We start from the raw sequence: 22,216 nt of genomic DNA, 5'->3' as shown, positions 1-22,216 counted from the left end.
CTATTTTTCTAAAAGCTGAAAGCTATAGCAAGGATTTTGTCGGGAAATCCCCATTTTTTGTGACGATGTTCCGTATTGTAGAAAGCGGCGGCCGATTAGACGGTATTGCCATCAAAACAGGCAGCTTTGGGAGCCACCCGACCCAGCCCATCATCAATAAGTGCAGCTTCTAAACTGCGCGCGAATCGCAGCAACCGCGCATCCGAATGGCGAGGACCAACGATCTGAATTCCAAACGGCATGCCGTTGTGGTCGAAACCGCACGGCAGCGTGATGACGGGACAGCTGGTCAGGGACAAAGCCCACGTGATGGCATACCAGGCATAGTACTCGGTCAGTGTCTGGCCGTTGATCGCAACGGGGTGGTTTTCTTCAACCGGAAACGGGGACACGGCAGTTGCCGGGCAGATCAGATAGTCGATCTGCTCAAACAATTTTTGAAACTGGCGATATAAGACTGTGTGGGCCGCATCGGCTCGCGCTGTGTCCGCAAGGGTCAGTTCAGTTGCATCCAGGATATTGCTACGCACGTTCTTGCCAATCTTGTCGGGCTGTGCCTCAGCAAGTGTTCCGTAGGCTGCATAAAGGCTTTCGGCGCGCAGAACTCGAAATACCTGGGCGGCGGCCGATAGATCAATTTCAAGCGCTTCGGCCGAACGGAAATGCGCACCTATGGTGTTCTGATGACTTTCAAAAAGCTTGGCGATCCTTGAATCAACATGAGCTACACCAAGATCGGTTGAAAACCCGACGCGCATATGCGCAAGATCCTCGATCCGGTGAAAATCACTAAACGAGATATCAAGCCTTGGCGCGCAAAGTGGATCGCGCGTGTCAAAGCCCGCAATTGCCGACAGCATTAGTGCAAGATCTTCAACCGACCGCGCCATCGGACCATCGGTCCAAAGAGGCGAGAAACCGGAAACATGGCTTTGCGACGCCACCACACCGGGCGAAGGTCGCATCCCGACCACACCGCAAAAAGACGCGGGAATCCTCAAGCTTCCGCCCAGATCCGAACCTGACGCCAAAGGCGCCATATGGCTGGCAAGCGCCGCCGCTGATCCCCCGGACGACCCGCCGGACGTGACGCCAGGATCATAGGGGTTGCCCGTTGCGCCAAAAACCAGATTCGAGGTGTTGGCCCCCGCCCCAAATTCCGGTGTGTTGGTTTTGCCCAATATGATAGCGCCAGCCGAACGCAGCCTTTCGACGATAATGTCATCCGCGTCCGGGATATGATCGGCAAAACAGCAACTGCCAAAGGTCGTGCGCAGGCCTTTTGTCCGGCTCAGATCCTTTATCAAAACTGGAAGCCCGTGCAGGGCCGGAAGCGGCAAGCTGTCTTCTACGGCCCTGTCAGCGATCAAAGCCGCGTCAAGCGCAGCGTCAAAGTCTGTTGTGATGACGGCATTGATGGCTGGGTTACGGGTTTCGATCCGCTCCATACATGCTTTGACAAGATCGCTTGGCTTCAACTCGCGTGCGCCGACAAGCCGGCGTGCTTCGACGGCCCCAAAGTCAGCAGGATGGGTCATGCTGCGGCCAAGCTCGTTTCTGCGGCTGCGGACATTGACCAGATATCGGCTATGTCCACGACGGGGGTGTGTTGTAGTTTGACCAAGTCCTTACCCAAGATGCCCTCTCTTACCTTTCTATGCTTTTTGCGCTGTCCGGCGCGGCATCGCCCATCAATAGAGTTCTGCATCTCTGAAATTAGTTCTGACCGTCCTCTATCTATACAGCCTAACAAGCTGTACTTAGCGAGGCGCCTAAATCTAAACTTGACAGACGCCACCCATAATGTCCAGCATATAGAACATCATTCTATATTTCAGAAAACTAGCTGCGACACTTCTGGGAGAAAGATCAATGACACAATTGAATGCAATGGCGTTGGCTCTGGCGATCTGTGGCGCCCTGGCGACTTTTTCGTTTATGAGTTTCGGCGGCAGCCTGTCGCTTTGGGCGGCCTTTGTGGCCTGGGCAAGCTTCTTTCACTCGGGCGGCGAGATGTCGAGGATCGGGGAAACTCTGGCGGCGGCTTTGTTTGGCACCCTGCTGGGCGGGCTGACTATGTATTTGATCACCGCCGCACCTTTGGGTTCCAGTCTGGCGCTTCCGGTCTGGGCGGCCGCTGTTGTCTTTGTGTCCGCCGGAGTGGCAGTGCAATCGAGCCGTATCGCCCTGCTTGCCGCAGTCCCGATCACGATGCACGCATTAGCCTGTGTCGCCGCCTTCGTGATCCTGAAAGGCAAAGGCGGGCTGAACCTGTTCAGCGCATCGTTCGAGACCAGCGCGATCCTTAACATCGGTTTTTCGATGTCCATTGGCGTTGGATTCGCCGTGGCAACGGCCAAGCTGGCCGGCTTTCTCACCAAGAACGCGGAAAGCTCGCAAACGCTTTGATCCCCAAATCGCGGGAGCGTTCAGCACCCCGCGACGCTGTCAGGAAAGGGCACAGAATGGAACTTTTCATCAAACCTCATGCCAGCTCGCTGGCGCCGCATATCGTACTGAACTGGTTGAACGTTGATTACGATCTCCAAGAGACCGAGTTCTTTGACGACGTCCTATACAAACACAACCCAACTGGAACCGTCGGCTTTCTGAAGCTGCCAGACGGGAAGGTCATGACCCAGGTCGCGGCGGTCATGAAACATCTGGTGCGCAGCCACCCAAGCGCCATGCTCGGCCCGCCCGAGGATATGGAGACCGCCTATCAGACCGACCGTTGGCTGTTGTTTCTTGCCAGCGATGTGCACCCGCCGTTTCATCTGCTGTTTCTGCCGGACCGCTACGCGATCAACGAAAACGCAGCAGCCCGCGAGGCGGCGCTCGTGCTATGTTATCGGAACTTTGCCATTCTGGATGCGCATCTTGAGGGACGCAGCTTTATGCTGGGCGATCAGAAATCCATCGTGGATGCGCTCTTGTTTCCCATGATCCGTTGGTCCTACATGCAATTCGCGGATGACCACAAAGCCTATGCCAACCTAAACGCACTGCACGACCGGATGGAACAAGACCCCGGCGTCCAGCGCGCGATGGAAAAGGAGGGCATCTGGAAAACCATATCGCGCTAATGCCCATAAAGCATCAGGGACAGACCAAGACCATGGACATACCGACGAGCGCGGCGCCCGCCCACCGCCTATTTTCGTTGCAAAAGCCGCCGGGCTGCACCTCGGCGGGTCTGCATCACTTCGCTATGCCGGAGCCCCAACCCGACTTGGTCTGCGTGCTCGAGGCCATCTGACATGACACTTGTACAGGTATCCCGGCTTGTACCGGGGGTTTTGACATGTCTGATCGTCGCCGTCGCTGCACGATTCCTGTCAGACCACTACGCCGCGCCGACGATGCTTTTTGCGCTTCTCCTGGGGCTCAGCCTGCATTTTCTGGCGGAAGATAAAAAAGCTGTGCCGGGCATCAGCTTTGCCGCAGCGGATTTGCTTAAACTGGGCGTCGCCTTGCTTGGGTTGAGGATCACCCTGGCCGAGATCGGTGCCATGAACGCAGAAACCATCCTGCTGATCATCGGCGGCGTTGGATTCACAATAGGTATGGGAATCGGGCTGTCCTATTTGCTGGGCCGAAAACTAAAATTCGGGCTGCTGACAGGCGGAGCAGTTGGGATCTGCGGGGCCTCTGCCGCACTGGCCATTTCCGCGGCTTTGCCAGACTCGAAAACCAAAGAGCGCGATACCGCCTTTACTGTGGTCGCGGTCACCACTTTGTCGACAATCGCGATGGTCCTCTATCCGATTCTCGGCAAAGCCATCGGGTTCGACGACCAGACCATCGGCGTTCTGTTGGGTCTTACCATTCATGACGTCGCCCAAGTGGTCGGAGCAGGCTTTTCGGTGTCTGACGAGGCCGGCAGTACTGCGACACTTATCAAACTGTTCCGCGTCTCGCTCTTGGTGCCGGTTATCCTTCTTATCTCGGTTGCTTTTCGCAATGAATCGGGAAGCGGAAAACGCCAAGGGGTACCCTGGTTTGTCTATGGCTTTGTTCTTGCGATCGGGGTCAACAGTTCCGGCCTTTTGCCCGAACTGGTGCACGCCGTTCTCTCTGAACTGTCTGGTTGGCTGCTTATTGTTGGTATCGTTGGCATCGGTATCAAGACTTCGCTCCAAAGTCTCGCCACGGTCGGAACCACGGCGCTGGTGATTGTTTGCCTGGAAACCGCCGTCCTTTTCGGTGTGGCCACGTCAATTCTGGCCTGGTGGTGATACTTGCCTCATGAAACGGATGCTTTTGTTCGATGGTTTGTTTGGAAGAGAAGAAGCCCGAACGCCAATAGGACTGGGGCAGATAGTCCAGCCAGACCAATCCAGCCGATCCCGGCATAGAGTGCGCCCGACATAAGCGACGCCGCCGAGGACGAGATTGCAAGGATCGTATCGTTCGCGCCCTGGATTAAGGGGCGCTCCTGCACGCTCAGCGCCGATTGCAGCAGGTGTGTGCCGCTGACAAAGCCGAAATTCCACCCGACTCCAAGCAAAATGAGCGCGGCATAGAAATTCAACAGCTCCAGCCCTGACCAGGCAACAACAGCCGAGAACAACAAAAGCGCAATGCCAATCGCAGCAATCCAACCGGCCCCGAAACGTTTGATGAGTGATCCGGTGAAAAAGCCGGGCGCAAACATGGCCACCACATGCCAGCGGATGACATCTGCGGCCTGGGTGTCGGCAAAACCGCAGCCGATCATGGCCAAAGGCGTTGGTGTCATCAGCAAGACCATCATCGCCTGCGAAAGCGCGGCAATGCCAATGGCGACCGCAATCCGGGGATTGTTGCTCAGGATGCTGCGCAAGGTTGCGGTTTTTTGCGCGGTCTGAGCGGATCGCCGCGCCTGCGTTTTCAAACCAAGAACCGGAATTGCGCCCAGTATCGCCAGTATCGCCATCGCCGCATAGGCTCCCGCCAAAGGGGTTGGTGCCAGCGCATCCTTTGACCAGGAAAACAATTCCGGGCCGATCAGCGCGGCGGCCAGCCCGGAGGCAAGAGTAAAGGAAATCGCCTGCGGTCGATGCTCTTCGGTGACCGCCTCGGAGGCTGCGAAACGGAAATAATTCACACAGATCAAGGCACTGCCCAAGGCGACATGGGCCGCGCACAGCAAGACAAAGCTTTGGATCTGAAGCGCCAGCACCGCAAGGCCCGCGCCAGCAAAAAGCGCAGCCGCCCCCAGCAAAAAGCCCGCGCGCCGGCCGAAACGCCCCATGAATAGCGATATGGGAGAGGCCACGGCGATCCCGGCCAGCATCTGCGCCGATGGCGGCGCGGTGGCCAGCCAGCTTTGGGGCGCCAACCAGGCGCCAGCCAAGCCGCCCAGAATGATCAGCATCGGCATGGCAGAGCCAAGAATGACGTTGCCCAAAAGGATCAGTACAAAGTTCCGGTTCAACATAAACAGGCCCAACGTTCAGGTGTTGTTATGTGTTCTTTTACACGCTGGCCGACTTGGCGATAATGACATACAATCATCAATTATGGACAAAATACGCCATATCGACGTGCTTCTTTTTGACAACCTGAATATTTTGGATGTTGCCGGGCCGGTTCAGGCATTCAATTCGGCCAATGATAACAGTCTGATCCGATATCAGCTGCGCTACGTGTCGCTGGATGGCAGCCCCGTCATCGCGTCCTGCGGATTGCGGTTGCAGGCGGATCGGGCGGCAGGGCATGACGGCGGGCAGGATCTGCTCATCCCCGGCGGACGCGGTATTGATCGCCTGTTGCGGCATAAAGGGCTGCGGCAGCTTCTTCGCGGCTGGTTGCAGTCGGCAGATGATCGGCGGCTGATCTCGATTTGCTCTGGCGCCCTGATCCTCGCAGATGCGGGGTTGTTGGATGGCCGGGCTGCAACAACCCATTGGTCGCGCGCCGTTCAAGCCCGTGACATGTTCCCAAGTGTCAACTGGAACACAGACGCGCTCTATCGTATTGAAGAACCGATCTTCATGTCGGCGGGTGTCACATCGGGCATAGACTTAGCGCTGGAGATCATCAGACGGGACTACGGTGCGACTGTTACCCTCTCGGTGGCACGAGAGTTGGTGGTTTATCTCAAGCGCAGTGGCGGACAAAACCAGTTCACTGACGTTCTCGAAGCCCAATTCATAGAAGATACAGAAATCTCCCGCCTGATCTCGGCCTTGCATGACGACCCAGGTCAGGTGTGGACGCTAGATCGTATGGCCGATGTCGCTGGACTGACATCACGCACCCTGGTTCGGCGTTTCTCCGCCCTGACGGGGCACTCTCCTGCAAAGTTTTTGGAGCGTTACAGGATCAAGCGCGCAACTGACGCGCTGTGCGCTGGCATCCCGATTGGGAAGAGCATTGAAATCTCGGGGTTCCGTGATTTCCAGCAAATGCAACGCGCGTTCAAACGGCAACTTGGGACAACAGTCGGAAACTATGCAGGGAACTTTGCCAAATGAGTTTTCCCAAGTCACGGTCGGGCTAACTGAATCAGCTGGTTCAGCGCCACATCCAGATCTTGCGGCTGTTGGATGCCGCGCGAAACCATCATCGCCCCTTCCAGGCCTGATACAAATGTTTTGGCAAAAGTCCTGGCGTCGATATCGGCACGAATGTCGCCATCGGCTTGGCCTTTTTTGAGTACCTCGCCAACCCATTCATGTTGCGCTTCAAAGAACCGCTGCACTTCGTTACGAACGTTGTTCGGCAGCGTTGATGCGTCGGCGGCTAATACGCCACCCAAGCATAACCCACCCTGGTCCCGCAAAGACACCACGAACAAAGTCCCATAGGCCCTCAACAAGTCCGGCGCGTTAGGGGCCATGAGTTCGTTCAACGCATCTGAAAACGCTTCACGATAGGCTCTTGCGGCGGCTTCAACCAATTCCGCTTTGGTCGCGAAGTGATAGTGGATGCTGGCGCTTTTGATGCCGACCTGAGCAGCCACATCCCGAAAGCTGAAGCCGTTATAGCCACGATCCATCATCAGCACCCGAGCTGCATCCAGAATTTCATTCGCCTTATCGTTCATGTGATATTCAAACCCGGTTCAGCTTACCTATCAAGTACTAGATAGGGGTTGACGCGTCAAGATCACGTCCCTACCTCTTTGCCTACCTAGTACTTGATAGACAGGAGGTTCTATGTCACATCTCAATTCAGGTCGCCGCCGGATATTGTTGGGCGCAGCAGCAACGGCGCTCTCCGCTCCCGCGATTGTACAAGCCAGCACACTTGGAGGCGGACCAATCGGCGAAGGCGTTGCGCCGCTTGAACATGGAACCGTGACGATTGCGGATTTCGGGACAGTCAAAATCCACAGCTACCAAAGCCCCGACCTAACCGGATGCGTGACGACGCATATCGTCGAAACACCCGAACGGCTCGTGTTCATCGATGGTCAGCGGTCTGTCATCTATGGGCAGGAGGTCCGCGACTATGCCGCCGCAACGGGCAAGCCTGTGGACCGCATGATCATTTCACACCTACATCCCGATCACTGGTTTGGAGCTTACCAGTTCCGAGATGTTCCGATCTATTCTTTCGCCGAAACCCAGGCCGAGATAGATCAGCTGGGCGACTTCTTTATCGAAATCAGCCTCGAGTCACTGGGCAAACACGTCCCTCCGGTTAAGGTTGTGCCGAACCAGATCATCCAGCATGGCGCAACAGAAGTGATCGACGGAGTTCCGTTTGAGTTTCGCTACGTGACGGATGCCGAGTCCGACAACATGATGACCATTTACCTGCCGGATCAGAAAGTCCTGATCGCGCAGGATATGCTCTATAACAACTGCCACCTGTTTTGTGGGCACGGCAACTTCGACGGCTGGGCGGCCGGACTAAAAGCGATGCAAAAGGACACGACTTTCGACCTCGTTCTGCCCGGCCATGGTCCTACCTCTGGCTCGCGCCAGGCGATTGATGACGCTATCGTCTATCTGGACCACGTCCAGAGCGCCTATTCCAAGGCGTCAACGCCCGAGGAACTAAAAAGCGCTATCCTTGAGCGCTACCCGTCTTATCTTGCAGCGGGGCTTGTCGATATTCAGAACTTGTTCCTGTTCCCCAAGTCATAGGATGCCGAAGTGCTGCGGGCAGTTTCATTCTGCCCGCAGCGATCTATGCTGTTGAGTGTAACGATCCGAATACCCACCCAACTACCGGAGAATGATATGACGGGTCCCCTAACTGGCGTTCGCGTCATCGACCTCACGACCGTGATCTCCGGTCCGCTGGCCACCATGACCCTTGGCGATCAAGGTGCGGACATTATTAAAATCGAACACCCCGATGGCGGCGATTTTTCGCGCCAAGTCTCAACCCGTCGCGCAGACATGTCGGCGTCTTTTCTGAACAACAACCGTAACAAGCGCTCGGTTACGTTGGACCTGAAGTCCAAGGATGGAGTGAAAGCCGTTCAATCCATGGCCGCCCAATCGGATGTGTTCATTCAGAACTTTCACCCGGGGGTCGCAGACCGGCTGGGGCTTGGATATGAGGCACTTTCGATGCTGAACCCCAGGCTGATCTATGTTTCAATCGCAGGGTTCGGGCATACGGGGCCTCTGGCCCAAAACCCCGTCTACGATCCCTTGATTCAGGCGGTCTCGGCGCTCACCACCGTTCAGGCTGGATCGGACGAAGAGCGCCCGCGCCTCGTGCGCACCATCCTGCCGGACAAGTTGACCGGCATCCAAACCAGCCAAGCAATTGCTGCGGCTCTCTTCTCCCGTGAACGCAGCGGGATCGGCCAGCACATTCAGGTGTCGATGCTCGACGTACTGATTGCGTTCTTATGGAGTTCGGATATGAACGGCCACACCTTTGAGGGCGATGAATTGGAACGCGAAGAGGCACAATCCTACATTGATTTGATCTATGAGGTGGCGGATGGCTTCCTAAGCATTGCTGTGATGCAAGACAAGCAATGGCGCGGGTTTGCCGCTGTCGTGGACCGCACCGCCCTTTTGGATGATCCACGTTTCTAAACGCCGGAACTGCGAGAAATGAATCGCGATGCCCGACTGGAAGCCATTCAAAAGGCCGTCAAAGGATTTACCCAGGCTGATTTGATCCAGCGGTTGGACGCCGAGAACGTACCCAACGCGCCGGTGCTGACACGCAAACAGATGCGGCAGCACCCACAGGTTCAAGCAAACGGAATCATCGTTGAGACCCTGCACCCAATTGCGGGCATGTTACGGCAGGCGCGTCATCCGTCCAAATTCTCGAGAACGCCTACGTCCATTCATCGACATGCCCACGCACTGGGGGAACACACGGATGAAGTGCTTTCCGAATTCGGCATTGCGCCCATCAACGCCGTCAGCAAATCATGAATGACTCTGGAAGCGCTCCGACGAACGGTCGGGTGATTGTGATCGCCGGTCCTAGTAACCTGAAGGCGCGACAAAAGACAACGCTCCGTTGTACAACCAAAGGGTCAATGCAGCAAAAAACTATGGGCCGCCAACATGCATACATTCTTCGCCGACACCCGCGCGCAAATTCCGCTTATCCAGGCCCCCATGGCAGGGGCACAAGATGAAGAACTTGCAATCGCTGTGGCGCAAGCGGGCGGCACAGGATCAATCCCATGTGCGATGCTGACCCCGCAAGATGTATTGGCCTCAGCCTCTCGGTTCCAGAATGCGACCAACGGTCCATTGAACCTCAATTTCTTTTGTCATACCCCCAACCGATCGCGATCCACTGCGCGAGGAGATTTGGCTTCGGGAACTGCGCAAGTTCTATGATGAACTCTCGATCCCGTCTGACTATCCCACAGGCGGTCTGCCCCGCACATTGGATACCGCAATGGTCGATGCGGTTTGCAGGATCAAGCCCGCCGTAGTGAGCTTTCACTTTGGTCTGCCTGCATCTGACTTACTGGCCCGTATTCGCGCAACCGGCGCAAAAGTTATCGCGACCGCGACAACTGTGGCAGAGGCATTGTTCTTAGAAGAATATGGCTGCGATGCGGTTATCGCAAAGCCAAGCTGCAGGTGGGCACCAAGGCGTGTTCCTACCGACCGATCGCCCTGATCGATTACCAACACTGGATTTGGTGCCGCGTGTCGCCTCTGCCATGCGACGCATTCCCGTGATCGCCGCAGGTGGTATTGCGGACGCAACCACGGTCAATGCCGTAGTGGCCGCCGGTGCATCTGGTGTCCAAGTCGGTTCCCGGTTCTTAAAGTCGCCGGAGTCAAAAATCACGCCACTTCACCGCGCCATCTTGAACAGCAACGAAGCGCGTGAAACTGCAATCACCATCGTGTTCACAGGCCGCCCTGCGCGAGGGTTCGTCAACAGGTTGGTCCGCGAGGCCGGGCCGATAAACCCCCATGTACAGGCCTTTCCGCTTGCGATTTCCGCATTGGGGCCACTGAAATCAGCAACCCTGGGGACAGAAGACTTTGCTTCCATGTGGGCAGGTGAGAATTGGAGAACCGGCGACGCAAAACCCGCAGCGGACATCATACAAGAACTTGCACAGGGATTCGAGCGGACTTCTTAGTAATAAGATCCAACTCGATAGCCTCCGACAGGCCAAGCTACCTTCCAGATTGTGATAAGCGCGCGAAACGCTGCAGAAACCGTAAGCCAAAGGCTAGTGTAACAGCCTACCGCGTAACCGACCGTTACAAGTCTGCCGGGTTCAGAGCCGGACGAACACCGATCATGCTGTCTCGCGTCACAAGCTTGGCAAGCTCTTCCTCGCTCCACCCTTCGGTTCCAGCCGGACGTGCGGGCATCACAAGATATCGCATGTCGGCCGAGCTGTCATGGACCCGAAGTTCCACATCCTCAGGCAGTTCGAACCCGAACTGGCGCAGCAATGCGCGTGGTCGCACGACGGCGTCTGATCGGTAAGCGCGGCTCTTGTACCAATCCGGCGGCAGCCCAAGAAGCGGCCACGGATAACAGGAACACAGTGTGCAAACGACCAGATTGTGCAGTTTGGGCGTATTCTCCAACACGATGAGGTTCAGCCATGTTGGCTCCAACCCCAGTTCCCTCGCCGCTTCGGTGGCGTTGTTGCGCATGCGATCCAGATAGGTCGGATCGCTCCAGCCCTTGGCGACCATACGCGCCCCATTATGCGGCCCGCGCCGATCCATCATCTGGTGCACATCAACCAGCTCTGCCTGCGAAATGGTGCCATTCTCGATCAGCAACTCACGCAGGGCTATTTCCATGAACTGATAATAGCCAGAGATGTGGTCTTCCTCATCCGGCTGGTTGGGGTGCGGATGGTGATGAGGGTGATCATGCATGGGTCAAGGTTCCTCAGGGATTAACCAGTGCTCGAATACTTCGACTTCGATAGTGTCCACGGCAGGCCCGGCGTAGTTGGACCACAAGTCTTTCATGGCAACACGAACGCGGTAAAGCGGCGTTGCGGGCAAACCATCTCGGCGATAGGCAAGCTCTTCAGGATTGGCAAACGCACCGCAATATCGCTCGATCACACCTGCCACGCCCCGCAAATAGTGCGGCGTACGGCAATGGCCGATGGGATAGGCCCCGCGCACACGCACCCAATCGCCGGGTGCGAAAGCAGCAGTTGCATTGCTCCCAAATGCCGTTTTAGTCATCGCGTTTCTCTGCGTAACGCTCTTCAACTTCGGCAATCCGACGGCCCAGTGCATCGTCTGTTACAAGACCGCGCTCGACCATGATTTGCGACATCGCCCAAATCCACTGCTCATAATAGGTCAGCCTCTTGTATTTCTCTTCTCCCATACCCTCGACCGCGCGGCGCAGCTCATCGACCTTCAACAGCCCTTTGCGCGCCAGAAGCTCGCGCAGCGCATGGGTCCGCTTCTCCCATGGGTCATAATCGTGTTCGTCTTCGCTAAAAGGTTCATCGAGAACCCCGCCAAGGTCATGAATGCCACGTGTGTCGGGATGAAGCATGTCAAGAAACCTCCTTTTGCTGTTTGGCCGCCGCCATCTTGTCGCGGTAGGCCGCGATGCGCATCCTCAGGCCCGGACGACCCGCTGTTCTGACGATTGCCGCCAGATCAGCCGCGCGCGTATCGGCCTGGGTCAGATCGAGCATATTCGCAAGAGCGGTTTTCGACAGCACCACCGCGCGGGCGGCAAGGTCGCGCGCGACATCGTCCCATTCGGATTGCGGTGCAACTTGCGTGGCAAAGCTCGTCTCGCGCGCCTCTTCGGCTGCGACCACTTTTGTATCAATCAGTATGTCGCGAGCCGCATCTGGACCAATCAATGCCGTCAAGCGGCGGGTTCCAAGGGCCAGCTCAAAGTTCCAGCCCGGCATCCGAAACTTTGCTTCAGGGCTGGCAATTCGGAAGGTGCAAGCCGCAAACAGATCCGCCCCGGCGCCGACGCTTTGCCCTTGGGCAAAAGCTGTAACCGGAACCGGACAATGGTTTACAAGCTGCAACAGATGCTCGATCCTTAGGATGCGCCACAGGATATCTCCATCCGAAAGATCAGCCAGATCAGTCAGAAAAAACCCGGTGCAAAAATGACGTCCCGCGCCACGAATGGTGACACACCGCGCCTGAACAGAGCCTTCAAATACTTCAATCAGCGCTTCGACCAGATCAGGCGACAGGGCATTTCCCTGCGCAGGCAGGTTTAGGGTCAGCGACAGGATATCCTCCTGCCGAGCAATCAGAAGCGCTGAACCGGTCATGCACTACGCCTTTCGGTTTGGGCCAGACCTGCCAACACTTCGTCTGTGTGGGCGCCAAGCTCTGGCGGTGGCGCCGCTATCTGACCCGCTGTATCATTGATCCGCAACGCCGGACCAAATGTCCGGGTCTTGACCCCGTTGGGCAACTCAAGCTCTTGCACCCAACCCATATGCTGCACCTGTTTGTCGGCCAAAGCATCGGAATAGGTGTTGATTGGGCTCGATGGTACACCCTTGTCGGAAAATGCCTCTAACCAGTACGCGACCGGCTTGATCCGAAAAACACTTTCAAGCGTGGATCTTAGTTCTGCCTGGTTGGCGGCACGCAGTGCCGGGTTGGTATAATTTGGATGCTGTTTGAGATCCTCGCGGCCCACAACTTCACACACCAAATACCAGAGGTTGTTGTTCCCCGCGGCCATACCAAAATGACCGTCCGCAGCTTCGAACGCCTGATACGGCGCGTTTCGGGGGTGCGCCGAACCCAATTTGCGCGGATCTTGACCGGTTCCAAAATACTCGCTGGTTTGCAACGCAGCGATGGCCATCGTCGCCCCAAGCATCGCGACATCAATATGCTGTCCGTGACCCGTGCGGCCCCGCTCGACCAGCGCAGCATTGACCGCCATCGCACCATAAAGAGCGGAGACGAAATCGCATAGCGGCACGCCACATTTGACCGGGGCTCCTCCTGGCTCGCCGGTGATGCTCATGACACCTGCCATGGCCTGCATGGTCAAATCAAAGCCGCCTTCCCGAGCCCGAGGGCCCGTCTGCCCGAAGGCTGATATTGAACAGTAAATCAACTCGGGCTTCTCTGCCGACATCGTCGCATAATCAAGCCCGTTTCGCGCCATCACACCGGGTCTGAAATTTTCGACCACGACATCCGCCGACAGGATAAGATTACACGCATTCTCAATGCCTTCCGGGGTTTTCAGGTCCAAAACGACAGATTTTTTGGACCGGTTGATCGACGCAAAATTCTCGGAATAGCCATCATTGATCGGCGGCCACATGCGCATCGCGTCACCGCCTGGACGTTCGACCTTGATAACCTCGGCATCCATGTCAGCCAGCAACATGGCGCAAAATGGTCCTGCTGCGATTTCGCAAAATTCAACCACTCGGATCCCGTTCAACGCACCCATATCAACCTCATATTCCATATTGCATGACAATGTTCTAAATAATAGGACGACCATGTCATGTCAATCGGACTTGTGTTGGGCAGCGCAAATTGCATTTGCAAATCTAGCCTAACAAAGGTACTTTTGGAATACCGTTCTGCTATTTGGAATTCTTGTAGATGCTGACCCAGACCAATCCTCGCCGCTTTCCGATGTCCAAGCCAGAAGGTCACAAACCCGCAGTGCAAAGGTATTCGGCGCAGTTTCCCGAAACCGTTCAAACGGTGCGCGCGCTGTATCTGGGCATTCAAGGACCGAGAGATTTGGGCCCGGCGCTGGTTGAATTTCTCAAAGATGCAAACGGCCTTTTTGCTCTGACCGACGGACCCGCCCATGTCGACATGGCGCGGCTGACGGACACTGAGGGCTTTGATACGGCCTTTTGCGTCGCATATTGGACGGATGAGGCAGCCTATGAACGCTGGAGCGCGTCGGCAGATGTCGTCACCTGGTGGAGCGACCCGACCAAGCAGACCGGTGAAATAGGGTACTTTTGGGAAAGCTTGTCCTCGACATTGCGCAACGCCGAGACTATCGCCTTCAAAGAGTACATTCGTGGCTTGTCGGCTTGCCCACATGCGCAAATCGCCGCGATGGACGAAAGTGGCTATTGGGGCGGTGCCAGGGATCGCATTCCCGCCTCTGGCGAGGACGCGTTTGAGCCGACGAAAGAGGCGATCGAGTTTGTCCCGCGACAAGATACGCTGGGACGAAAGGTCTCGGTCGAAGCGCCGGACAATATCTGCTTGATCCGATCCGGCGTGTCGTGGGCGGAATGCGGCGAGGAACAGCTGAACAGCTATCGTGAGAATATCGAGCCCAAATTGGATATTGGCATGGAGTTCCTGCGCCAGAACCCGGAAGAGACCGGTTGTATGTCCTTGCGTCAGGTTCGTGTCATCGGCGCAGACGGGGCAGACGCGCAAGAGGCCTATTCGGTCGGATACTTCCTGTCGCTCGGGCATCTTGAACGCTGGTCCAAAGAGCACCCGACCCATTTGGCCATTTATTCGCGCGCGCAAATGGAGCGGAAGAAATACGGCGAAAAGCTGGAACTGCGAACCTATCACGAGGTCTATGTGAAAAACCGCGCGTCCCGGTTTGAATATATCAACTGCCACGGACGTACCGGTCTGCTGCCAATCCAGTATGTCGATGGCTGATGGGATCACGCCGCGCTTTCCTGCGCGTTGACCTGATCGGCCAGTTTGATCCTTTGTATTTTGCCCGAAGGACCTTTGGGCAATTCCGGTAGGATATAAACACGGTCCGGCGCCTTGAACGTGCCCACCCTGTCGATGCACAGAGCAATCAGTGCGGCTTCGTTCAGCTTTGATCCGGTGGTCAGTACGACACCTGCGTGAACCTTTTCCCCGTAATGGGGACAAGGCACGGCAAAGGCCGCCGCCTCGATCACATCCGAATGGGCATATAGCGCATCGTCGATCTCGCGCGGGGCAATGTTTTCTCCACCCTTGATAATCAGCTCTTTCAGACGCCCGGTCACAAAGACATAGCCGTCCTCGTCCATCCGGCCCAGATCACCGGTTCTCAGCCAGCCATCTGTGGTCAACGTGTCTGAGGTTGCCTGCTCGTTCTTCAGATAGCACCGCATTACGTTCGGCCCGCGCACCAGCAGTTCTCCCTCCTGCCCGCGGTCCCTCGGCTGGCCGATCGGATCGGCGACGATGACCTCATTGCCAAACGGAATACCGGGCGAGCCGATCTTGCGCGGACCGGGCGGCAAGGGATTGGACAGGATTGGCGCGGCGGTTTCAGTCAGACCCATGGTTTCAATAATCGGAACGCCGAACATCGTCTCAAAAGCTGTCTGCAGATCGGGTGCCAGCGGGGCTGATGCGGATCTGGCAAAGCGCAGACTGGGCAGTTTTTCGGCCAACCCTCCCGTTTTCTTGGCGTCATCAGTCAGATAGGAAATCTGCGTCGGAACCAGCGATATCCAAGTGACGTTGTGCTGTGCGGCAAGCGTCCAGAAATGGGAGACCCCGAACCGGCGGGGCATAACAACACTGCCACCCGAGACAAGCGGGCCCAGCAGGGTCACACACAACCCATTGATGTGATAGAGCGGCAGCACGCAGAGCGCACGGTCCTCTGCGGTGAGCTCATGCGCAAGACAGGTATTCACACCGCCCGCCAGAAGGTTTGCATGGCTGAGCACAACCCCCTTGGGCCTGCCTGTCGTGCCGGATGTATAGATCAGCAAACCATCCGCGTGGGCGCCCAGTTTGGGCAGTTTGAATTCGGAACCCGGTGAGCCGGAAAACAGATCGGCATCGACTCGTACGATCTCGGGCGGCAGCGCCCGGTCACTATAAGCCGCCGAAATCAGACTGTGCGCATCGGTATCCGCCAGAACCAGCCTGGCATCCGAATGCTCAAGCACATAGGCAATCGTATCGTGCCCGGCGACCAGATTGATGGTCGTCGCATGATAACCGCCATAAAACAGGCCAAGGATCACAAGGGCGGCCTGCGCTCCGTTGCTCATGGCAAACGCAACATTCTGCCCGGGCTCGACACCGCGCCCAGCGACCTGCGCGGCAACCGCGCGGGCGGCATTCTGCACATCCTGATAGGTATGCGACGTGCCACTTTCCCCGTCGATGATGAACGCCGCATCGGGGGTTTGTTCGACGCGTTGATCCAGCAAGTCCCGGATGGATCGCTCGTCCGTAAGCGCAGCCCAGTCCTTCATTGCCCCGTTTCCTTCCAGTAGTCCGCAAACACATCTTCAAGGGTCGGCTCGCGCGGTGCGACGGGGCGCACAATCATGGTGGTGTTCATGAAGTGGCGATAGTTGACGTTTTCGTCGATGGCATTGCCACCCCAGCTGCCGCAGCCCATCGACAAAGAGAACGGCAACCCATTGTCGAAAGATCCGCCAGTGGCGAATGTATGCGCCTGATTGACGATGACCCGGCAAACCGGAACCGTCATACCAAGGTCACGGACCCGTTCGTCGCGGGTTGTGTGTATGCCGATCGAATGGCCGGCCCCTTGATAGGCAAGAACGCGCGCTGCCGTTATGGCCGCCGCCTCATAGTCCTGCGCCGAATAGAGCGCGAGCACCAAAGACAGCTTTTCACCGGATTCCGGGTGGTCGGGTCCAATGCCAGTGGTCGGCATGACCAGGAACCGCGCGCCCCCGGGTTCGGCCAGTTTGATGCCTGTCACCTCCAGCAGTTTGCCGAGGTCCTGAGCGATGATTTGCGGGTTCAGACGACCGCCGAGAAACATCGCCTTTTTCACTGCAATCGCATCTGCATCGCTTAACACACGACCGCCAGCCCTGTGCAGCTCGGCCAGAAACGCCTCGCGCACCGAATCGACAACGACAACAGCATTTTCGGACGAACATGAGGTTGCGTTGTCAAAACACTTCGACGCCGCGATCTTAGCCGCTGCCGAGGAAAGATTGGCGGTTTCGTCCACAATCACGGTCGCGTTGCCAACACCGACACCGATTGCAGGCGTCCCCGATGTGTAAGCGCGGCGCACGTTGTCCTGTGATCCGGTGACCACCAGCATGTCCGCCATTTCCATCAGCGCCTGGGTCTTGGCCTTACTGGCAGGCAGCGGCACCATCTGCACCAGATCAACCGGCAGACCAAGCCTGGCAAGCTCGGCATGGATATAGCCGACCAGCTTTTCGCAAACCCGACCGCCCTTGGGCGACGGAGCCAGGATAATTGCATTACCGCATTTCAGCGCATTGATCGCATTATTGGTCGGCGTCGCCACAGGGTTTGTCGAGGGAACGATGGCCGCCACGACACCTTTTGGCCGCGCAATCTCCGTCAGACCCGTATCGGGGTTGTCAGCAATGACACCTTGCGTCCGGGCCCGGGTGATATCGCGCAACAAGCCCAGCGTTTTGCGGTGGTTCTTGAGAATTTTGTCCGACACATTCCCCAGGCCTGTTGTCTCGACAGCCATTTCGGACAGTTCCCGATTGCGGGCCCCATCCAACAACGCCCAGCCCACCGCGCGCGCCGCCATATCGTAGCGGGCCTGATCCGCTCCGGCCTCAAACGCGGTCTGCGCGCGCCGCGCGCGCGCCACAAGCTCAGCGATCAGGTCATGGGCCGCGTCATCTGCCGGAGGTTTGTTCATGGTTTCGGTTACCATCTGGTAATGTCCTTTCAGGTGGGGGCTTGTGCCGCGTTCGCGCGCCGCTGTCTGACATGCCACAGCATCCAGAGGCCAAAACAAATCGGGGTGATCAGATGATAGATCGCGCCACTAAGAAAGAGGGTCAGCACAAACAACACAGGCCCAAGAAGCGCGACCAGAACACGTTCCATGCTATCCAGTCGGCGGCTTGGAACAGCACCATAGGTTGCCGCGGACAACATGATGGTAGCCAACAGGAAGGCTCCGATCATTCCAAGGGTCTCTGGCTCAATATTGGGGAAACCCAGCACATTGGGGAAGGCCACAAACAAGAACGGCACCAGAAAGCAGACGCCACCAAGCTTAAAACACTCCCATGCGGTTCCCATGAAACTGCCGTTCGAGATGCGGATGGCAGTCAGAATACCCACGGCAACGGGCGGCGACAGGGTCGAAAAAATCGCGAAGTAGAAACCGTAGAAATTCGCCACCAGCGGCTCGATCCCCAGATCAATCAGCGAAGGCACGACGACAATCGCAATCAAGGCGTAAGCGGCCGGGGTCGGCAGACCCATCCCGATCAGCAGCGAAACACCCATGCCAAGCAACAATCCGATGGCCAGACTGTCGCGTGACATCTCAATCATCAACCGGCCCAGTGACAGGCCGGTTCCGGTGGTTACGAGCATCTGCACAATGATGCCGATGGCCGACAGGATCACAGTCAGCTTGGCCCCGGCCAGCGCCCCTTCGACAAATCCATTGCCCAGACCGACAAGACTTGGGCGATATTCGCGCGGCCGCAAACAGCTGAGCCCGACTGCCAGAATGATCCCCCAAAACCCGCCCATCGGTGCCGAGTAACGCCATGACAGCAACAGGATAAGTGTCAGGAACGAAATCACAAACGACGGCGCGACCCATTTGATCAAACGCCAATCCACCTTTTGCCGATCATAGGGGATGTCCTTGGACGCTGCGATTAGACAGACGATGCCGGACACAACTGCCACCAGATAGAGAATGGCAGGTACAATCGCGGCAATCGCCACTTCGATGTAAGAAATCCCCAAAATCACGCTCATCAGGAACGCGCCAAGACCCATGATCGGTGGTAAAAGTTGCGATCCGGTCGAGGCGAGCACCTCAATCGCACCAGCCTCGTTTCGGGAAAACCCGCTGCGGGTCATGGTTGGAATGGTCATCGAGCCGGACAGCGCAATATTTGACACCGACTGCCCGGTGACCATTCCGATCAGAAGGCTGGCCGTGACCGCTGAATACGCAACGCCGCCGCGAAAAAGGTTCCCGATGGCTTTGCCGATCTCGCCAAACATATCGATGATGCGCGTGCCGTGCAGGGTGCCGCCATACACCAGCAACAAAAAGATAACGTCAGCGGATAGCGGTGCGTAGTTCAAGATACCGCGCGGCCCACCCATCCCCGCCAGATAGCTGACGATCAGGCTGGGCTCATATTTACGGCTGGTCGCCAACACCTCGGGCAGCATGTGCCCAAAGGCAAAGTAAAGCGCTGCAAATAGACAAATCAGCGCCAGTGCCGCGCCCCAGGTCATCCAGGCCACGCACAGGATGATCCCGACCAGTACCAGGCCAAAGATGAAATCTCGGGTGGAGATGAACGGCTGCGAAAACTCCAGCACCTTGGCCTGCGATATGAAGTAAAGGCCGCACACCACAACACCGATCAGCATTGCGCCCGCCAGCGCCGCGACCGGCCGATTGTCGCGATAGCGCTGCTGAATGATCTCGCTCAGCACCAGTGCAAAGATCATCGTGATGTGGATCGTATAATGCTCCATCGCGCCTGTCAGCGAGGACCAGACGGTCGCGCAAGAGTACAGAACTAACGCCGCTGTGATGCCGAGTGTCAGCATCCTGAGCGGCAGGGGTACGGGGTCTATGGCATGTCCGGTCGGTATCTCGGTCTGGCTCAAAATGGAACTCCAGGTTCACAGATCTTGTTCGTGAGGCTTGTGCAGCATTGTCCAAGATGCGCCGCGGCCCGGTCAGGCCGCGACGCTTTCTGAGACCGAATTGGTGCTAGTCGACCAGCCCTAGCTCTTTGTAGGCGCGCATCGCACCGGGATGGATGCGTTCAGGCTGGGTTTTCGCCATATGCGCAATGCTTTCCGCATCCCAGATACCACCCACCGCATTATACTCGGCAACCGTTGGGCCCATCTCGATCCAGAGTTTCACGAACTCGTAGGCCACATCGTTGGGCATGTCTTTGTGGGCGGTCAGCAGAACGTTGTTACCGAGTGTTGTCACTTTCTCTGGCTGGTTGCTCATCGTACCAGCCGGGATCTCGCGGATCTTGAACGGCGCCCCGGTGTCGTCGATGTATTTTTGGATATCGGCGGGGTCGATGGACACATAGTGCCAGTCGCGACCCGAGGATTCGAGCGTCTTGAACGGCCCGGCCTCAAGATTGCGCTTCAACCCATAGGCCGAGTGCAGCACAACCGTGCCCACATCCGCCCGCCCATCCAGCAGGGCCTCGACATTGGCATTGGGTCCCAGCGGGCTATAGCTGGCGACCTTATCCATCATGCCCATGCCATCGACGATCAGGCGCTGGTGCATCCCCCACTCATTCTGGCTTAGCAATCCCGTGGCGATACGCTTGTCTTCGAAATCATGCGGTGATTGAATCTCGGGGTCGGTTGCCACAAACAGGTTCGAAGACTGGGTCATCGTGCCGATCACACGAAAGTCCTTTGCCGCCTCCAGCGGTTCAGGAAAGAACGGCGGAACGCCGTTTGCCGCCGCCCACTCGACCACCTCGCCCGAACCAATCATGGTGTTTTTCCACAGATCGGGGTTGGTCGCAAAAAAGCGGACGTTGTAGACAAACCCGGGCGTTTCAACCGCGATGGGCCGCAGCGTGTCGTGAAAGTCCTTGGCATAGGTCTGGATCGTAGCCCAGGCCAGATAGGGGCCCGTACCCTGCGGCGACACCATGATATCGACCTTCTGATCTTCGGCCAAGGCGGGCGCAGCCAAACCAATCGAAACAGCGGTAAGCGCACCGCACAGTGCTGATCTCAAGTGTTTGTTCATTATCTTTTGTTCCCCGTTGGAAGACAGGCCCGCGCCCAGGCGCAAAGCATCACGCCGGATGCCGCCGACCTGTAAAATTTGGTCTGAGGTGAAATGAGCACTGCCCCTTTCCGATCGGGCGCACTGCATGCCTGGATACGATGGGGTAGTCGTACCCATTTACCTAATATAATGTTTGAGTGGCACCCATAGGGAAAATCTATGAGATACACGCTCCGCCAATTGCGCTACTTTGTGGCGACGGCCGATCACGGCTCGATTTCCGAGGCGGCGCGGCTTCTCAACGTATCGCAGCCCTCGATTTCCAGCGCCATCCTGCAACTTGAAAAGCAGTACAATGTCGCGCTCTTTCTGCGTCGCAACACTGCAGGCGTTATGCTTACGCCATCGGGGGATATCCTTCTACGTGAGGCGCGGGTCATCCTGTCTCATGCCGAGGATTTCGAAGCGATTGCGACCAGCGTCGTCAACGAAGTCACTGGTGAACTAAAAATAGTGACCTTCGTCAACATCGCGCCGGTATTCATGGCATCGCTCGTGCGCACATTTCAGAACCGTTATCCCGGCGTCTCCATTGATCTCAGGATTGGCAACCAGCAAGAGGTCTATGACGCGATCGACAGCGGCAAATACGAGATTGGGCTGACCTTTGATCTGAACCTGCCCAACAGCTACCGCACCGATTTTGTCGCGGTGTTTCCGCCGCAAGCCATCTTTGCGCCTGAACACCCGTTTGCAGATCGAGAAAGCGTGCGTCTGGAAGACCTGGTGGATCAGAAATTCATCTACCTGGATTTGCCGCACAGCCGGAATTACTTCTTTTCGCTCTTCGAGCAGCGTGGCCTGCGTCCCTTGCAGTCACAAGCGGTCGGCTCATTCGAGACCATCCGGTCCTTTGTCGGAAACGGGTTGGGATATTCGATCCTCAACCTGAAGCCCAAGAACCAGACGAACTATGACGGCACGCAGGTCAGCTATGTTCCCCTGGAAGGCACCCACCGCCCGTTGAAACTGTGCTGTATTAGTCTGAAACGGGATGTCTACCGGCGCGTAACGCTGGCCTTTATCGATCATGTCCGTGATCATTTTCATGATCCCTCTCACATGGTCAGACCGGGGTAAA

Annotated in this window: 20 protein-coding genes and 2 pseudogenes; 10 read left to right on the top strand and 12 right to left on the bottom strand. The window is 56.9% G+C overall.

Going from position 1 to position 22,216, the window contains the following annotated elements:
• Positions 1 to 95 precede the first annotated feature (95 nt).
• Positions 96 to 1,538: an amidase gene (locus ACR1XV_RS16865; RefSeq protein WP_480533427.1), complete on the bottom strand. Its 1,443-nt coding sequence runs from the start codon at positions 1,536 to 1,538 to the stop codon at positions 96 to 98.
• Between the two features lie 358 nt (positions 1,539 to 1,896).
• On the opposite strand from ACR1XV_RS16865, the gene ACR1XV_RS16860 reads away from it, so the two are divergent.
• The 3 genes from ACR1XV_RS16860 to ACR1XV_RS16850 all read left to right on the top strand — a co-directional run bounded on the left by ACR1XV_RS16860 (position 1,897) and on the right by ACR1XV_RS16850 (position 4,238).
• Complete coding sequence (locus ACR1XV_RS16860) at positions 1,897 to 2,409, top strand: DUF1097 domain-containing protein (protein ID WP_480533425.1); 513 nt, start codon at positions 1,897 to 1,899, stop codon at positions 2,407 to 2,409.
• Positions 2,410 to 2,465: 56 nt separating this feature from the next.
• Positions 2,466 to 3,086 carry a glutathione S-transferase family protein gene (locus ACR1XV_RS16855; RefSeq protein WP_480533423.1) on the top strand — a complete coding sequence of 207 codons (621 nt, stop codon included), beginning with the start codon at positions 2,466 to 2,468 and terminating at the stop codon, positions 3,084 to 3,086.
• 174 nt (positions 3,087 to 3,260) lie between these two features.
• The gene (locus ACR1XV_RS16850) at positions 3,261 to 4,238 is read left to right on the top strand and encodes a YeiH family protein (RefSeq protein ID WP_480533421.1); all 978 of its coding nucleotides are present in this window, start codon (positions 3,261 to 3,263) and stop codon (positions 4,236 to 4,238) included.
• Between the two features lie 8 nt (positions 4,239 to 4,246).
• Here ACR1XV_RS16850 and ACR1XV_RS16845 read toward each other — a convergent pair whose 3' ends face one another.
• Entirely contained in the window at positions 4,247 to 5,365 is a 1,119-nt protein-coding gene (locus ACR1XV_RS16845; RefSeq protein WP_480533419.1) for an MFS transporter, read from the bottom strand.
• Between ACR1XV_RS16845 and ACR1XV_RS16840 the strand changes: the two genes are divergently transcribed.
• On the top strand, positions 5,349 to 6,461 hold the full coding sequence (locus ACR1XV_RS16840) for a GlxA family transcriptional regulator (protein WP_480533417.1): 1,113 nt from the start codon (positions 5,349 to 5,351) through the stop codon (positions 6,459 to 6,461). The genes ACR1XV_RS16845 and ACR1XV_RS16840 overlap by 17 nt on opposite strands.
• An 11-nt stretch (positions 6,462 to 6,472) precedes the next feature.
• Here ACR1XV_RS16840 and ACR1XV_RS16835 read toward each other — a convergent pair whose 3' ends face one another.
• On the bottom strand, positions 6,473 to 7,033 hold the full coding sequence (locus ACR1XV_RS16835; protein ID WP_480533415.1) for a TetR/AcrR family transcriptional regulator: 561 nt from the start codon (positions 7,031 to 7,033) through the stop codon (positions 6,473 to 6,475).
• A 112-nt stretch (positions 7,034 to 7,145) separates the two neighbouring features.
• Between ACR1XV_RS16835 and ACR1XV_RS16830 the strand changes: the two genes are divergently transcribed.
• The 4 genes and pseudogenes from ACR1XV_RS16830 to ACR1XV_RS16815 all read left to right on the top strand — a co-directional run bounded on the left by ACR1XV_RS16830 (position 7,146) and on the right by ACR1XV_RS16815 (position 10,525).
• Positions 7,146 to 8,081, top strand: a complete 936-nt coding sequence (locus ACR1XV_RS16830) for an MBL fold metallo-hydrolase (protein ID WP_480533413.1) — start codon at positions 7,146 to 7,148, stop codon at positions 8,079 to 8,081.
• A 45-nt stretch (positions 8,082 to 8,126) separates the two neighbouring features.
• A pseudogene (locus tag ACR1XV_RS16825) lies at positions 8,127 to 9,344 on the top strand (CaiB/BaiF CoA transferase family protein).
• Positions 9,345 to 9,479: 135 nt separating this feature from the next.
• A complete protein-coding gene (locus tag ACR1XV_RS16820) occupies positions 9,480 to 9,761 on the top strand; it encodes a nitronate monooxygenase (protein WP_480533411.1) in 282 nt (93 codons plus the stop codon).
• A gap of 61 nt (positions 9,762 to 9,822) precedes the next feature.
• A pseudogene (locus ACR1XV_RS16815) lies at positions 9,823 to 10,525 on the top strand (NAD(P)H-dependent flavin oxidoreductase).
• 124 nt (positions 10,526 to 10,649) lie between these two features.
• Here the strand turns inward: ACR1XV_RS16815 and ACR1XV_RS16810 are convergent.
• Genes ACR1XV_RS16810 through ACR1XV_RS16790 form a run of 5 tightly spaced genes read right to left on the bottom strand, consistent with a single transcriptional unit; the run spans position 10,650 to position 13,830 of the window.
• Entirely contained in the window at positions 10,650 to 11,285 is a 636-nt protein-coding gene (locus ACR1XV_RS16810) for a nitrile hydratase subunit alpha (protein ID WP_480533409.1), read from the bottom strand.
• A gap of 3 nt (positions 11,286 to 11,288) precedes the next feature.
• Complete coding sequence (locus ACR1XV_RS16805) at positions 11,289 to 11,606, bottom strand: SH3-like domain-containing protein (protein ID WP_480533407.1); 318 nt, start codon at positions 11,604 to 11,606, stop codon at positions 11,289 to 11,291.
• Positions 11,599 to 11,928: a ScnB-like protein gene (locus ACR1XV_RS16800; protein ID WP_480533405.1), complete on the bottom strand. Its 330-nt coding sequence runs from the start codon at positions 11,926 to 11,928 to the stop codon at positions 11,599 to 11,601. The genes ACR1XV_RS16805 and ACR1XV_RS16800 overlap by 8 nt, the downstream gene beginning before the upstream one ends.
• Position 11,929: 1 nt before the next feature.
• Entirely contained in the window at positions 11,930 to 12,679 is a 750-nt protein-coding gene (locus ACR1XV_RS16795; RefSeq protein ID WP_480533403.1) for an enoyl-CoA hydratase/isomerase family protein, read from the bottom strand.
• On the bottom strand, positions 12,676 to 13,830 hold the full coding sequence (locus tag ACR1XV_RS16790) for a CaiB/BaiF CoA transferase family protein (protein WP_480533401.1): 1,155 nt from the start codon (positions 13,828 to 13,830) through the stop codon (positions 12,676 to 12,678). Before ACR1XV_RS16790 ends, ACR1XV_RS16795 begins: the two co-directional genes overlap by 4 nt.
• A 158-nt stretch (positions 13,831 to 13,988) precedes the next feature.
• Between ACR1XV_RS16790 and ACR1XV_RS16785 the strand changes: the two genes are divergently transcribed.
• Positions 13,989 to 15,032, top strand: a complete 1,044-nt coding sequence (locus ACR1XV_RS16785; protein ID WP_480533399.1) for a phenylacetaldoxime dehydratase family protein — start codon at positions 13,989 to 13,991, stop codon at positions 15,030 to 15,032.
• Positions 15,033 to 15,037: 5 nt separating this feature from the next.
• Here ACR1XV_RS16785 and ACR1XV_RS16780 read toward each other — a convergent pair whose 3' ends face one another.
• The 4 genes from ACR1XV_RS16780 to ACR1XV_RS16765 all read right to left on the bottom strand — a co-directional run bounded on the left by ACR1XV_RS16780 (position 15,038) and on the right by ACR1XV_RS16765 (position 21,093).
• Positions 15,038 to 16,588, bottom strand: a complete 1,551-nt coding sequence (locus ACR1XV_RS16780) for an AMP-binding protein (protein WP_480533397.1) — start codon at positions 16,586 to 16,588, stop codon at positions 15,038 to 15,040.
• On the bottom strand, positions 16,585 to 18,021 hold the full coding sequence (sauS, locus tag ACR1XV_RS16775; protein WP_480533395.1) for an acylating sulfoacetaldehyde dehydrogenase: 1,437 nt from the start codon (positions 18,019 to 18,021) through the stop codon (positions 16,585 to 16,587). Before sauS ends, ACR1XV_RS16780 begins: the two co-directional genes overlap by 4 nt.
• 14 nt (positions 18,022 to 18,035) lie before the next feature.
• Positions 18,036 to 19,964, bottom strand: coding sequence for a TRAP transporter permease (locus ACR1XV_RS16770; protein ID WP_480533393.1), 1,929 nt, complete (start codon positions 19,962 to 19,964; stop codon positions 18,036 to 18,038).
• A 106-nt stretch (positions 19,965 to 20,070) separates the two neighbouring features.
• Positions 20,071 to 21,093: a TAXI family TRAP transporter solute-binding subunit gene (locus ACR1XV_RS16765; protein ID WP_480533391.1), complete on the bottom strand. Its 1,023-nt coding sequence runs from the start codon at positions 21,091 to 21,093 to the stop codon at positions 20,071 to 20,073.
• Between the two features lie 201 nt (positions 21,094 to 21,294).
• Between ACR1XV_RS16765 and ACR1XV_RS16760 the strand changes: the two genes are divergently transcribed.
• Entirely contained in the window at positions 21,295 to 22,215 is a 921-nt protein-coding gene (locus tag ACR1XV_RS16760) for a LysR family transcriptional regulator (RefSeq protein ID WP_480533389.1), read from the top strand.
• Position 22,216 lies beyond the last annotated feature (1 nt).

The sequence above is a fragment of the Ruegeria sp. AD2(2025) genome (assembly GCF_056542385.1).
This window is presented reverse-complemented; position numbering and strand designations above follow the sequence as displayed.

Bases quoted from the DNA above. Each gene is read 5' to 3' on its own strand.
- ACR1XV_RS16790 (WP_480533401.1), bottom strand. From the start codon at position 13,830: ATGGGTGCGTTGAACGGGATCCGAGTGGTTGAATTTTGCGAAATCGCA.
- ACR1XV_RS16840 (WP_480533417.1), top strand. From the start codon at position 5,349: ATGATCAGCATCGGCATGGCAGAGCCAAGAATGACGTTGCCCAAAAGG.
- ACR1XV_RS16780 (WP_480533397.1), bottom strand. From the start codon at position 16,588: ATGAAGGACTGGGCTGCGCTTACGGACGAGCGATCCATCCGGGACTTG.
- ACR1XV_RS16835 (WP_480533415.1), bottom strand. From the start codon at position 7,033: ATGAACGATAAGGCGAATGAAATTCTGGATGCAGCTCGGGTGCTGATG.
- ACR1XV_RS16855 (WP_480533423.1), top strand. From the start codon at position 2,466: ATGGAACTTTTCATCAAACCTCATGCCAGCTCGCTGGCGCCGCATATC.
- ACR1XV_RS16800 (WP_480533405.1), bottom strand. From the start codon at position 11,928: ATGCTTCATCCCGACACACGTGGCATTCATGACCTTGGCGGGGTTCTC.
- ACR1XV_RS16820 (WP_480533411.1), top strand. From the start codon at position 9,480: ATGCATACATTCTTCGCCGACACCCGCGCGCAAATTCCGCTTATCCAG.
- sauS (WP_480533395.1), bottom strand. From the start codon at position 18,021: ATGGTAACCGAAACCATGAACAAACCTCCGGCAGATGACGCGGCCCAT.
- ACR1XV_RS16760 (WP_480533389.1), top strand. From the start codon at position 21,295: ATGAGATACACGCTCCGCCAATTGCGCTACTTTGTGGCGACGGCCGAT.
- ACR1XV_RS16805 (WP_480533407.1), bottom strand. From the start codon at position 11,606: ATGACTAAAACGGCATTTGGGAGCAATGCAACTGCTGCTTTCGCACCC.
- ACR1XV_RS16765 (WP_480533391.1), bottom strand. From the start codon at position 21,093: ATGAACAAACACTTGAGATCAGCACTGTGCGGTGCGCTTACCGCTGTT.
- ACR1XV_RS16795 (WP_480533403.1), bottom strand. From the start codon at position 12,679: ATGACCGGTTCAGCGCTTCTGATTGCTCGGCAGGAGGATATCCTGTCG.
- ACR1XV_RS16785 (WP_480533399.1), top strand. From the start codon at position 13,989: ATGCTGACCCAGACCAATCCTCGCCGCTTTCCGATGTCCAAGCCAGAA.
- ACR1XV_RS16850 (WP_480533421.1), top strand. From the start codon at position 3,261: ATGACACTTGTACAGGTATCCCGGCTTGTACCGGGGGTTTTGACATGT.
- ACR1XV_RS16810 (WP_480533409.1), bottom strand. From the start codon at position 11,285: ATGCATGATCACCCTCATCACCATCCGCACCCCAACCAGCCGGATGAG.
- ACR1XV_RS16865 (WP_480533427.1), bottom strand. From the start codon at position 1,538: ATGACCCATCCTGCTGACTTTGGGGCCGTCGAAGCACGCCGGCTTGTC.
- ACR1XV_RS16830 (WP_480533413.1), top strand. From the start codon at position 7,146: ATGTCACATCTCAATTCAGGTCGCCGCCGGATATTGTTGGGCGCAGCA.
- ACR1XV_RS16845 (WP_480533419.1), bottom strand. From the start codon at position 5,365: ATGCCGATGCTGATCATTCTGGGCGGCTTGGCTGGCGCCTGGTTGGCG.